This window comes from Microcoleus sp. MON2_D5 (assembly GCF_036701905.1).
GTDB lineage: Bacteria > Cyanobacteriota > Cyanobacteriia > Cyanobacteriales > Microcoleaceae > Microcoleus.
The window spans coordinates 26,042-38,817 of the sequence record NZ_JAUBRM010000069.1; the positions used below are offsets into that span (position 1 = coordinate 26,042).

The window sequence follows — 12,776 nt, forward strand, 5'->3', positions numbered from 1 at the left end:
GAAGGACGCGAAGCAAGAGTAAACAATAATTTTATATAATTAGTAAAATGTGACCGATATCTGTCAGCATAGAAATAGATAGTTCGATCGCCCTGAGAATACCGTGCAACCCGTAGACTTTACAACTTTAACCGCCACTTGCAGCGAACTGCGAGCCCAATGGCTGCCAGCGCGCTTAGAACAAGTCTACCAGCGCGATCGCTTCACCGTGTCCCTCGCCCTCCGCACCATGAAAGGGCGCGGCTGGATAGACCTTTCCTGGCATCCTGTAGCAGCCCGCATCTGCGTCGGCGACCCCCCGCCCCGCATTCCCGACACGTTCACCTTCAGCGAACAACTGCGGCACCAACTCAGCGGTTTAGCCTTAGTTTCCATCGCCCCTGTTTCATCCTGGGAAAGAGTCATCGACTTGCAATTCGCCAAACGCCCGGGAGAACCAGCCCTCTGGCACCTCTACGCCGAAATCATGGGCAAATATAGCAACGTCATCCTCACCGCCCAAGACAACCTCGTTGTCACCTGCGCCCACCAAGTCAGCGCCAAACAGTCCACCGTCCGTCCCATCCAAACCGGGCAACCCTACGAAATGCCCCCGTCTTTGACCGATGCAGTGCCTAGCCTGAGCGAATCTCAAAACCGCTGGGAATCACGAATTAGCCTGGTTCCTGGGCAATTAAAGGGCAATCTGTTGAAGAATTACCGAGGGATGAGTAAAGCCTTAGTTTTGTCAATGATTCGATCGGCAAATTTAGACCCCGAACAATCCACCGACAGCCTCAATCCCGACGAATGGCAGCAACTGTTCCAGCGCTGGCTATACTGGCTGCAATGCCTAGAAAACTCCAAATTTCAACCGAGTTTTACCCCCGAAGGCTACACCGTCATCGATTGGCCCGCACCGGATGCAAAAGAGGCAGAACCTGCAAACGAATCTAACTCCTCTGTTCCTTCTTCCTCCTCTTCCGTTCAAGAAATACTTAACAGCTATTACACAGGCGAAATCAATCAAGAAGTATTCGCCCAACTGCGGCATCAGCTTACCCAAAAACTCAACAACGTCCTGGCCAAACTGCGCCTCAAAGCCAACACATTTAAAGAACGCTTGCAGCAATCTGCAGACGCCGACACCCACAAATCCCAAGCCGACTTGCTGATGGCAAATTTGCAGCATTGGGAACCGGGAATGAAATCAATTTCTCTCCCTGACTTTGAAACCGAAAAACCAGTTATCATTGCCCTAAACCCGGAAAAAAACGCCGTTCAAAACGCTCAAGCCCTCTACAAAAAACACCAAAAGCTTAAAAGAGCCCGCATTGCAGTAGAACCTTTGTTAGCCGCCGTACAGGAAGAAATCGACTATTTAGAACAAGTTGAAGTCGCACTTTCGGTATTGGAAACCTACCGCAACACCCAAGATTTGCAAACCCTTGCCGAAATCCGCGAAGAACTGATCCAGCAAAAATATCTAGACGTACCAGATTACCGCAGTACCGACAAAAATGCTGCGATCGAATTTCACCGCTACCAAACCCCCAGCGGCTTTGAATTATTAATCGGGCGCAACAATCGCCAAAACGACCAACTCACTTTTCGCACCGCTAACGACTACGACTTGTGGTTCCACACCCTAGAGATTCCCGGAAGCCACGCTTTGCTGCGTCTCAAACCCGGTACTGTGGCTGAAGAAACTGATTTGCAATTTGCGGCCGACATGACTGCTTACTACAGTCGCGCCCGCCACAGCGAACAAGTCCCGGTGGTTTATACAGAACCGAAATATGTATACAAGCCGAAAGGTGCTAAACCGGGTATGGTTGTATACAAGCAGGAGCGGATTGTCTGGGGAAGACCGCAGCAAGCGCCTGCTTGATTTATCTCAAGTGAGTAAGGTGGTCGATCGGCAATCGAAACCTGGTTTTTACGCAAAATAACAGGTTGGGTAGCGATACACCTACGCAGAAACCGGGTTTTTGAAGCCCGGTTGGATTATACAAAGTTCCCGGGAGTGCGATCGCCGCCTAAAAATTAAAATTAGTCTGTAATGTAAAGTTTTATTACAAAAAATTAAATTTTGTTGTTATAATACCGCTTAAGAGAGATGATATTTCTTTTAGAACCCTTTGCAAAGAAACGTGCAACTTGGGTTTCCTCACTGTGAGAAAAACACTGTGGGAACACAACACAACGGATTTAACTATTTGTGCAGACCAGCTTTTGCTAAAGCTGGTCGTTTTTGTTGAAACCTTAAACCCAAGCTCGGACAATTTTAGATTGGCGATTTTTGATTTTAGATGAAAACTGCCAATCTAAAATCTAAAATCTAAAATCTAAAATCCCTAAGGGCTGCTCCTAGAAAGTAAACGTCGTTCTGACCACCCCAATCACCAAATCAGAATTATTCTTATTGTGGTCAGGAGCAGTCAGCCAAATCAGACCAGGAGTGATAGAAATATTGTCGCTCAACTTAAACTGATAGAAACCTTCAACGTGCAGCGAAGTATCCTTATCTTCCGGCAAAGTCCGGTTAGTAGAACTCGTCACCCGCGGCTCCATACCTACCACAATCCCCGCCACATTTCCTTCTTTCAACAAATCGGGAAAAGCCAAAGTAACTGCCCAGTTCCAGACTTTTTGATCCCCCCGCTGCACAGAACCCGTAGGAGTAGCCAAGTTGGATAAAATGCGCTGGTTGGTGTAACCCGCCCAACCGCCAATTGCAAATCTCCGGTTCAACTGCCACGAAGCTTGCGCCCCGTAGGAATTGCTAGAAACTGGCAGATTGCTATCGCTGTCGAGCCCGAAGGAAGCGAGACGCGCCGGAAAATTAGAAGCATTGCTGCCGGTACCGGTGAGGACGTTGTAGGAATTAACGTAAGTTAAACCTAAAGCAATGCTGTCGCTCGGTGTAAAAGTCAACTGAGCCAAACCGCCGTAAGAGCCGTTAAACAAACCATTTCCCCGCGTCGGGTCCGCAGCATTGCCGGCCATATATCCCAAACTCAGTTCGAGTTTTTCCCCAAACTGATGCCGCATAGCGATGCCAGAACCCCCAATCAAATAGTAAATTGGGTTGCGAGTACCGAAGTTAGAAAGAGCGCCGTAGCTGCCGTCTCCGTCAAAGTAAGGGTTGACAGTGTTAACAAAATCATCAGCAGCGCCGGCATTAGCTTCGAGAATTACAGTAGTGCTTTTGCCGATAGGGAATTGGTAAAGCAGCGCATCTAAACCTACAGTATTGCTAGCGTCGGCAAAAGGCCCAGCATTAAACCGCAATTCCCCTTCAGCAGTTTTCGTATTTTCAGTAGAAAACGAACCCAAATTTAAAACTTGCAATCGAGTTCTCAGCAAATCTTCTCCAGAGAAACTCGTGTCGAAATTGATCCGAACCCTGCTGCCAAAAGCCGTGGATTTATCAGCTTCGCGGCCCTCGGCATCATCTCCCCTGGCGATACCGGCCAAACCAAATATCACTTCGCCGTTGAGTTTAGTCGTAGTTGAAAACTGATTTGCTTCTAATTCTGAGGCGCGCGCTTCCAAAACATCGACGCGGCCGCGCAAAGTTGCTAATTCGGCCGCAAATTCTTCTTGCAACCTTTGCACAGAAGCCAAATCTTCTCGCGTCGCCAGATTTCTGGAACCGCCTTGAATTAGCTCGCTAACTTTATCCAAACACGCATTTAAACCTGCTGCAAACTCGTAGCGAGTCATCGCCCGGTTGCCGCGAAAAGTGCCGTCAGGATAGCCAGCTATGCACCCGTAGCGCTCTACTAGAGACTGCAAAGCTTGAAAAGCCCAATCGGTGGGCCGAACGTCGGAAAGTTGCGATACAGATGTTACTTGGCCGGCCGCATCTTCGCTGCTACTGCCTTCTGTGCTGTATTCATTGATTTGTTCTAAAAGATTAGACTGTGCTTGAGGTTGGGCACTTGAATCAGTGGATTGCGAAATCTGATCGGGCTGTGCGGCCGCTTTTTCTGCCTTTAAATTAGCCAGTGGTGCGGGGGGTGGCGTTTCGCTTAAGTTTGCGGGCGCTACTGCGGGGATTTGCTCCGCGACAGGTTGTTCGGGACTTAAATTTGCGGGCGCTACTGCGGGTTTGGTTTCGCTTAAATCTGCTGCTGCAACTTCCGGTGCTTTTGCTTGTTCGGCAACTGGGGCGATCAAATCGTTAGTGAAGCCCTCGTAGAGGTTCGCACTTTCTTTCTCAATAGTTTCAACACTTGATTTGCTCGCTAGTGACGCTGGTTCGACCGTCTCAGGCTTTGCTGTCTCAGACTTGGCTGCCTCGGTTGCAGCACCTGCTAATTGCAATTTATCAGGTTGAGCTGCCGTGGAAATTTCTACAGGTTGCTCTGCTAGCGCCGTCGAAGATATGACTAAACTTGCTGCCAATACACCCGGACTAACTAAAAGTCCCTTCCACAAAAATTTGGACATTTTTTCCTCACACCACATTACGGTTGATCGCCCGTTCCGAAGATTTAGGCGCTCGCAAATCACCTTTAGTATTCCGCCTAATAGTATTTCTTGTCAACAATCGGGGAAATCACTGCCGGAGAGTGCAGTTTGGCTGTGGCTGATTTGACAAAAACTCCGTTTATTCCCAAAATCCTTGGTTTGAGCTAAATACCTACATAGAAACCTGGTTGATGGCGGGATATTGCGTAAGTTATCCCTCAGTAAGACTAATATTGACAGCACTGGCGCTAACAAATCGTTTGATCGGCTACAAATACAAGTGAAAAAACTCAAATACGCCCTAGTTCACGAATGGTTGACGCCCTTAGCTACTGGCGGTTCAGAACTCGTAGTACAGGAAATCCTCAAACACGTAGACGAGGCAGATGTCTATGCTCTCATCGACTTTGAATCGGCCAATCCCGAAAGCTATCTTTTCGGGCGACAGATTGGCACAACATTTTTGCAGCACTTTCCCGGAGCCCGCAGCGGTGTCCAAAAATATTTGCCATTTCTGCCGATCGCGATCGAACAACTAGATCTGCGAGAATATGACATCATCCTCTCATCATCCCATGCCGTCGCCAAAGGCATCCTCACCAGTCCCCAGCAAATGCACGTCTGCTACTGCCACACGCCGATGCGCTACGCTTGGGACTTAACTTTTGACTATTTGCGTAGCAGCAAAGCCGGACGGGGCATCCAGGGTCTGCTGACGCGATATTTGTTGCATCGACTGCGGCAGTGGGACGTAATTTCCGCCAATCGTGTTGATTATTTCATCGCTAACTCTCAACACACTGCGCGCCGAATTTGGCGGTGCTATCGGCGGCGGGCCCAGGTGATTTATCCGCCGGTAAATATCGAGCGATTTTCTTTGATGCGACAAAAACAAGACTTTTACGTCACAGTTTGTCGGTTAGTAAGTTACAAAAACGTAAGTGCGATCGTCCAAGCATTCAATCAACTCGGGCATACTCTAATTGTCATCGGCACCGGGCCAGAATTAGAAATGATTCGGCAAATCGCCAAACCCAACGTGCAAGTGCTCGGCTGGCAGCCCGCCTCCATAGTTGAAAAGTACATGGAAGAGGCGAAAGCCTTTGTATATGCAGCTTGCGAAGATTTTGGCATTGCTTTGGTAGAGGCTCAAGCTTGCGGAACACCAGTAATTTCCTATGCAGCAGGGGGCGCTTTGGAGACAGTGCTCGACATTCGCCAACACCCAGAGACAGGGACTGGTTTATTTTTTTCCTCCCAAACCGCAGCAGCATTAGTCGAAGCTGTCAAGGAATTTGAGCAGTTGCAAGGCAAATTTCGGCCAGAAATCAGCAGGTTGCGCGCTGAACAGTTTGCCCCGGAAGTTTTTGGGCAGCGCTATCTAGCTTTTGTGGAACGCTGCTATCAGGAATTTCACTCGCGTGATTTTACCGAGTCTGGGGCTTGAGAGTGCCAGAACCCGATAGCGGGACAATCTTCCTTCTGCCTTTGTATAAGTGCCTTCAGAAGACCTCTGCATAAGTGCCTTGTGCCTTTTTCCTTCTGCCGCCAGAAGCCCTCTTCCTTCTGCCTTCTGCCTTTTGAAGCCTTCAGAAGGCAGAAAATTGAGTATTGGAAACATAATTCAGAGAACAAAGCGTCTTGAGGCTTTATGATCAGGACTGTGTGTGGTGTGAAGTGAAGGAGTAAGATGACTGCCGACAGCCAACTAATCTCCGGCAAGGTAATTCGAGCGATCGCAAGACGCGGTTTTGGGTCTGTCCTGCAAGGAGATAGACGCATAAGTCGTTCTCTACAGAACCTCGACGGAGAACTTTTCAAGCGGTTATTTGACATCCTGTTTTCCTTATCGGTTCTGATCCTGTTTGCTCCGGTTTACCTGCTTTTGGCTTTCTTAATCGCCTTAAGCTCGCCCGGTCCTATTTTTTACGTACAGGAACGAGTAGGCAAAAACCGTAAAAGGTTTTATTGCCTTAAATTCAGAACGATGGTGGAAAATGCGGACGATATATTGCTAGAAATCATGGAAAATTCTCCGCATTTGCGTCAAGAGTTTGAGGACAATTTCAAGCTGAAACAAGACCCTCGAATTACCTGGATTGGAAGATTTTTACGAATGACCAGTTTAGACGAGTTTCCCCAGTTTTGGAATGTTTTAAAAGGAGATATGAGCGTCGTCGGGCCGAGACCTTTAGTTGAAGAAGAACTGCCGAGATACGGTCGTCACATCAACAAAATTCTCACCATAAGACCTGGAATTACAGGCTTGTGGCAAGTGTCCGGTCGCAACGACATTCCGTATCCCCGCCGAGTCCAAATCGACCTCTATTACGCAAATGACAAAAACCTTTGGATGGATATGTGGATTGTTTTCAAAACAATTGGAGTTGTGATTTTTCCCAAAAATAACGGCGCATATTAATTTTTGTCCGCAGTCAGCAATCGGTAGTTAGTTTTATTTGTTACTGACCACTGATGCTGACTACTGACAAACTATAAACTCTTTGTCAACACAAAACAGTTCCTAGATGCCGATCGAAGAATTGTGAGTTAACTTAGAGTTTGAGAATACGATCGGCAGGGAGTAACAGCCTCTGCCAAAAAGTTTATTGTGAATTAACACGACCTGTCACAGGAAAATCAGATGACGCAACGCAAGCGAGCGCTAATAACAGGTATTACGGGTCAAGACGGCTCCTACTTGAGCGAATTACTGTTAGAGAAAGGATATGAAGTTCACGGCATTATCCGGCGCAGTTCTAGTTTCAATACCGATCGAATTGACCACATCTATGTCGATCCTCACAGCGAGGGTGCGCGCCTGTTTCTACACTACGGCGACTTGACGGACGGCACCACTCTCCGCCGGATATTGGAAGAAGTTCAGCCGGTAGAAATTTATAACTTAGGCGCTCAATCTCACGTTCGAGTCAGTTTTGACTCGCCGGAATATACGGTTGACGCAGTAGGCATGGGAGTATTGCGGCTGCTAGAAGCAATTCGGGACTATCAGCACCGCACCGGCATAGAAGTGCGGTTCTATCAAGCAGGTTCTTCGGAAATGTTTGGCTTGGTGCAGGAAGTTCCGCAGAAGGAAACAACTCCTTTTTATCCCAGAAGTCCTTACGCCTGCGCCAAAGTTTACGGGCACTGGCAAACAATAAATTATCGCGAATCTTACGGACTTTTTGCCTGCAACGGCATCTTGTTCAATCACGAATCTCCCCGCCGCGGCGAAACTTTTGTAACTCGCAAAATTACTCGCGCCGTTGCCAGAATAGTCGCCGGCAAGCAGAAAAAGATTTACTTGGGCAATCTCGATTCCAAGCGCGACTGGGGCTATGCTAAAGACTACGTGCAGGCGATGTGGCTGATGCTGCAACAAGACAAGCCTGACGATTATGTCATTGCTACCAACGAGACCCATTCCATTAAGGAATTTCTCGATTTGGCTTTTACTTACGTCAATTTAGATTGGCAAAAATATGTGGAGTTCGACGAACGCTACTTGCGTCCGGCAGAAGTCGAACTGTTGATTGGCGATTCGACTAAGGCGCGCCAGCAATTAAATTGGGAACCTTCTGTAACTTTTCAGGAGTTAGTACATTTAATGGTAGATGCGGACATGAAAGCTTTAGACCAGCAAGGTCGGGGTTCTGGCAACGGATTTGATTAAGCCGCTAAACAAAGCGGTCAGTGCGAACAATTTGTAGGGGTAGTGCCCCGTGTCTGCCCCGATTGGCGAAAGGCGCGCACCGGGGGGATTGCCCCTGCACACAGTTCATAACTGATCGGAGGATTGTTACAGCTATTAGCGTAGCGCGCTCGGCATTCACAGAGCCAGCTTAATTGCTCGCAAAATTTTTTGCTGTGGGGGCTAAAAAGAACATTAAAATGATAGTTGAGGACTCGCTACTCATAAATCTAACTTTCCGGTGTGCACGGAGCAGTCGCTATCAGCAGCAGCTAAAGCAGATTTGTGGGCAACTGCGTCCTGTACCTCAAAGCTTTTTTTGCTAAAGCAACAATTTTAGAATTGAAATTGTCGATCGACCCTTATTCAAAATCCCGAGGCTAAATTTATGACAAGCTTGGATTTAAGCAGCAAACGCATTCTAGTCACGGGCGGCGCCGGTTTCTTGGGCCGTCAGGTAATCGACCAGCTAGTGAAAGCAGGGGCCGATGCTGATAAAATTTCGGTGACTCGATCGCGCGACTGCGACCTCCGCGTCATGGAAAACTGCAAGCGTGCGGCCGACCAACAAGATATCATCATTCACCTCGCCGCCCACGTCGGCGGCATCGGTTTAAACCTAGTCAAACCCGCTGAATTATTTTACGACAATTTGATGATGGGCGCGCAACTAATCCACGCCGCCTACGAAGCAGGAGTCGAAAAATTTGTCTGCGTCGGCACGATTTGCGCTTATCCCAACTTGACCCCAGTTCCTTTCAAAGAAGACGACCTGTGGAACGGCTATCCAGAGGTAACTAACGCACCTTACGGAATTGCCAAAAAAGCCTTATTAGTGCAACTGCAATCCTACCGCCAGCAATACGGATTCAACGGTATCTACTTGCTACCAGTAAATCTGTACGGCCCGGAAGATAACTTTGACCCGAAAAGTTCCCACGTCATCCCCGCATTAATACGCAAAGTCTACGAAGCCCAAGAAAGGGGAGACAAAACACTGCCTGTTTGGGGCGACGGCAGCCCTAGCCGCGAGTTTTTGTATTCCACAGATGCCGCGCGGGGAATTGTGATGGCGGCTCAATCTTACAGTGAATCTGACCCGGTTAATTTGGGAACGAATAGCGAAGTTAAAATTCGCGATTTAGTGGAAACGATTTGCGAATTGATGGGATTTGAGGGTGAAATTGTTTGGGAAACAGACAAACCGAACGGTCAGCCGCGCCGCTGTTTGGATACCCAAAGGGCTAAGGAAAAGTTTGGTTTTGTTGCGGAGGTGAAGTTTAAGGAAGGGTTGAAAAATACGATTGATTGGTATCGAAAACACGCAGTTTGAGTGTGGAAAACCCGGTTTCTTGAAGAAACCGGGTTTTTTTAGGAATAATACTAAATGTCGCTTAGAAACCTCAAATTATAATAGTCGGCGGTTGCAACCTATCCTACACAAACCAGTCCGCCTTCTGGCACTAAGAAATCATACAAATTCGGGTAAAAATTCACTGACAAGAGTCGGCAGTTGAAACCGCTATTACACTTGCCTCTTGTCGTCCCAGAGGGGAACTAAGAAATCATACCAATCGATCGGCCTGACGGGGCACGTTCTCCGGTTCAAATTACTTTTGCAATAGGTTTAGTGTTCAAGATATTATGATTTCTTGGGAATTAGCGTGGGAAGTTTTTAATGTCGTAACAGTGCTGAAGTTTTACAATCTGACAAAAAATGCCTTTCCTGGTTGTGAAGAATTGGCAGCAGATGTTCAGGGAGGAGTGGTAAGTTTGGTGTTCAATCGCGGCACGAGTAGGGAGGGAGACCGCCGGGAAATGCGTGCAATCCGGGATTTAGTGTCGAAAAAAGATGTACATGGAATTGCTGAATAAATCCGGTAAATGAAACGGATTTGGGGGGGTAGGAGCATTGAACAAGGTATAGCCAGACGCCGGGATGCGGAAGCAAATTTAATTCATGAAAGTGCTTAAATATCCTTTATGACTTTCGCACAAAACCTCGCCGAATAAATCAATGATTCGGCATTTATCCAGTTGTGGCTAAATCCGATTGTTTTTCCGCCTCTGATTCTGATGTTAGTGGGGAACCAACATAGTAAGTGTTGTATTTACGAGCCATCGGCTAACTATAAACTGCTGTTTTTGCCTTCAATTTACGATAAGGCTCACTCGTGGCTAGGGGAAGATGAATGTGAGCGAGTTGATGGTAGGCTTTTAGCCTCGGAAATAGTTTGAGACTGTGATATTATGAAGGCGATCGCTCCTGGGTTAAACCCTACAGTTTTCTTGCTGGAGTAGCTGAGCAGCCAAGTGCGATCGCGTAAGTGGGAAGGTATGGTTAATTCCCTGAAAACCTGGGGAACTCCATTTAAAATGCCAGCAAGAAAGCGCCGATTATTTGTAATATCTGGATGACAAACTCAATAGACAGTCCCAGTGAGCCGGCCAAGGAGCCGATCGCTGTCGCTATTTCCGTAACACCGGCACCTGAACTGATTAAAGCTATCGCCTGGCTAAGAAATTCAATAACAGCGGGTCCGTTAGCAACCAAGCCAAACAGAGCCGCAACAGAAACAGATCCCACTTTGAGAGCTTCGAGTAGTCCCGTTAGCTGCGCGATCGCGTCTGGCCCTTGGGTGTGAATGTAATCTAAAATTTGTGTGATTGCTGCTACAAGTGCATCCATGCTTATTTCCTTTTAGCGTCAAATACCTAGGATAAATCAATACTCTTAGTCAACTAGCTGAAAAAGCAGTTCAAAAAATAGTCTGATTATCTCAAACCCACTCAAATCATTTCTCCTCTCGATACGATGCAAAAAAAAAACTATTTATTAGCTTTAACCCGTAATTTTTCTCACGATTCTTCTATGCTTATCAATGACATCAGCAACCTCTTTGACCGTCTCCTTTTGCTCTTGCGATAGCGGACATTTTAGCTTAGGTTCTCTTTTTGGTTTGTCAGCCATGAGCTTAATACTCCCAGGTTGTGCTCTAAGTTATTATTAGCGGAAAATTATCGCTTATCTTTAGATAATATCATTATATTTACAGTGATTTCCAATCATAAAAAGTCAGAAAATGTAAGTTATTTTACCGGACGCTAACTCTCAAAAAAAGTCAAATGTTGCCATCCATGTCATAAAATGTCATAAAATAGCAGGTATAATAAGCCAAACCCCTAAACTTAACTCACCGATGGACGTTAAAGAAGTCTTGAGATTTGCCGATGACCTGGTTTTCGCTAAGACGGGAGAACATTTGGAGGATCTGCAAGAAGCTATCCTGGGGGGTGTATGGGAAGGTCAAAAATACTCTCAAATCGCAGAAGCATCGCATTGTAGCGAAGGTCACGTCAGGAATGTAGCTTCCAAATTATGGAAGCGTTTATCAAATGTATTAGATGAAGAAGTCACTCCATCCAATTTACGATCGACACTTGAGAGACGACAATTATTCATCATTTCATCAAATTCGGGAAACGATTTTTTTATTGGTAATGTCAATGTCTGTAAGGATAGTCAATTTTCAGAATATCCACAAACCCGATCGCCCTCAACCTCCACCTCAAACACCTCCCCACCCCAAACCAGACTAGACTTAGCAGACGCACCTCATATTTCATCTTTGTCCGATTCGCCTGATGGCGATAGCTTCGCTTCACGCACATCCGAACTCGCCACCCTCGAAAAATCCATCGTCCAAGAAAATTGCAACATTGCAGCAATATTAGGAATAAGCGGCATTGGTAAAACCGCACTTTCCCTTCACCTCATCAGACAAATTCAGCATAACTTTGAATGCGTCATCTGGCGAAGTCTCCGCCACTCCCCACCTTTAGAAACTACCCTAAAAAATCTCCTAGAATTTCTCTTAAATAAACCCGAAATCGAACTCCCTAGCAGCATCCCCGATCGACTTTCCCTGTTAATGGAATATCTGCGAAAAAACCGCTGTCTCATCATCTTCGACGACGTGCAAGCCCTTCTCAGCAGCGGACAGCTAGGAGGAAATTACCGCCCCGAATGCGAAAATTACAGCATCCTCTTCACACAAATCGGAGAAACAACCCACAACAGTTGTTTAATCCTCAACAGTTGGGAACCACCCAGAGAAATTACCGCCTTAAAAGGTGAAAATTCACCAGTGCGCGCCTTGCAACTCAAAGGCATAGGTATAGCCGCTACCGAAATTTTCCGACATAAAAGGTTACTCAATCCCGAAAAATGGGAAAACCTAATTAACTCCTACCGAGGCAATCCATTGTGGTTGAAAATAGTCGCCACCACCATTCAGGAAATATTCCGAGGTAGGGTTGCAGAATTTTTAAAATATGATAGGCTATTCTTAGGGGAAGAATTGGCATTAAACTTGCACCGGCAGATAAATCGCTTGTCAGAATTAGAGAAAAAGCTAATCTCCCGACTCAGCCGCGAAGTAAATCCAGTTTCAATAGAGCAATTGCTACAAGATGCCGATTTATCGCCCTCCGAGTTATTCAACGGGCTGCAATCTTTGGGGAGGCGATCGTTCGTTGAAATAGAAGGTAGTGCCCTGAAGGAAAGGCTCAAGATGATAAAACAAAACCGAATTAAAAAAAAAGTAGGTATCTAGAGTTGTAA

9 protein-coding genes are annotated in these 12,776 nt (G+C 46.6%); 7 read left to right on the forward strand and 2 right to left on the reverse strand.

Annotation, left to right across the window (positions count from 1 at the left end; translation table 11 throughout):
• Positions 1 to 103: 103 nt before the first annotated feature.
• Positions 104 to 1,870: an NFACT RNA binding domain-containing protein gene (locus QUA47_RS22615; RefSeq protein WP_333432402.1), complete on the forward strand. Its 1,767-nt coding sequence runs from the start codon at positions 104 to 106 to the stop codon at positions 1,868 to 1,870.
• A 479-nt stretch (positions 1,871 to 2,349) separates the two neighbouring features.
• On the opposite strand, the gene QUA47_RS22620 is transcribed toward QUA47_RS22615, so the two are convergent.
• On the reverse strand, positions 2,350 to 4,437 hold the full coding sequence (locus tag QUA47_RS22620; protein ID WP_333432403.1) for an iron uptake porin: 2,088 nt from the start codon (positions 4,435 to 4,437) through the stop codon (positions 2,350 to 2,352).
• A gap of 301 nt (positions 4,438 to 4,738) precedes the next feature.
• Between QUA47_RS22620 and QUA47_RS22625 the strand changes: the two genes are divergently transcribed.
• The 5 genes from QUA47_RS22625 to QUA47_RS22645 all read left to right on the forward strand — a co-directional run bounded on the left by QUA47_RS22625 (position 4,739) and on the right by QUA47_RS22645 (position 10,027).
• Positions 4,739 to 5,905: a glycosyltransferase gene (locus QUA47_RS22625; RefSeq protein WP_333432404.1), complete on the forward strand. Its 1,167-nt coding sequence runs from the start codon at positions 4,739 to 4,741 to the stop codon at positions 5,903 to 5,905.
• 243 nt (positions 5,906 to 6,148) lie between these two features.
• Positions 6,149 to 6,880, forward strand: coding sequence for a sugar transferase (locus tag QUA47_RS22630; protein WP_006631924.1), 732 nt, complete (start codon positions 6,149 to 6,151; stop codon positions 6,878 to 6,880).
• A gap of 222 nt (positions 6,881 to 7,102) precedes the next feature.
• Positions 7,103 to 8,134: a GDP-mannose 4,6-dehydratase gene (gene gmd, locus QUA47_RS22635; RefSeq protein ID WP_333401939.1), complete on the forward strand. Its 1,032-nt coding sequence runs from the start codon at positions 7,103 to 7,105 to the stop codon at positions 8,132 to 8,134.
• 406 nt (positions 8,135 to 8,540) lie between these two features.
• Positions 8,541 to 9,485, forward strand: a complete 945-nt coding sequence (locus QUA47_RS22640; protein WP_333432405.1) for a GDP-L-fucose synthase — start codon at positions 8,541 to 8,543, stop codon at positions 9,483 to 9,485.
• A gap of 311 nt (positions 9,486 to 9,796) precedes the next feature.
• Positions 9,797 to 10,027, forward strand: a complete 231-nt coding sequence (locus tag QUA47_RS22645; RefSeq protein WP_333432406.1) for a hypothetical protein — start codon at positions 9,797 to 9,799, stop codon at positions 10,025 to 10,027.
• 496 nt (positions 10,028 to 10,523) lie between these two features.
• Here the strand turns inward: QUA47_RS22645 and QUA47_RS22650 are convergent, their stop codons facing one another.
• The gene (locus QUA47_RS22650; RefSeq protein ID WP_333432407.1) at positions 10,524 to 10,841 is read right to left on the reverse strand and encodes a hypothetical protein; all 318 of its coding nucleotides are present in this window, start codon (positions 10,839 to 10,841) and stop codon (positions 10,524 to 10,526) included.
• A 511-nt stretch (positions 10,842 to 11,352) separates the two neighbouring features.
• On the opposite strand from QUA47_RS22650, the gene QUA47_RS22655 reads away from it, so the two are divergent.
• A complete protein-coding gene (locus QUA47_RS22655) occupies positions 11,353 to 12,768 on the forward strand; it encodes an NB-ARC domain-containing protein (RefSeq protein WP_333432408.1) in 1,416 nt (471 codons plus the stop codon).
• The last annotated feature ends 8 nt before the right edge of the window (positions 12,769 to 12,776 follow it).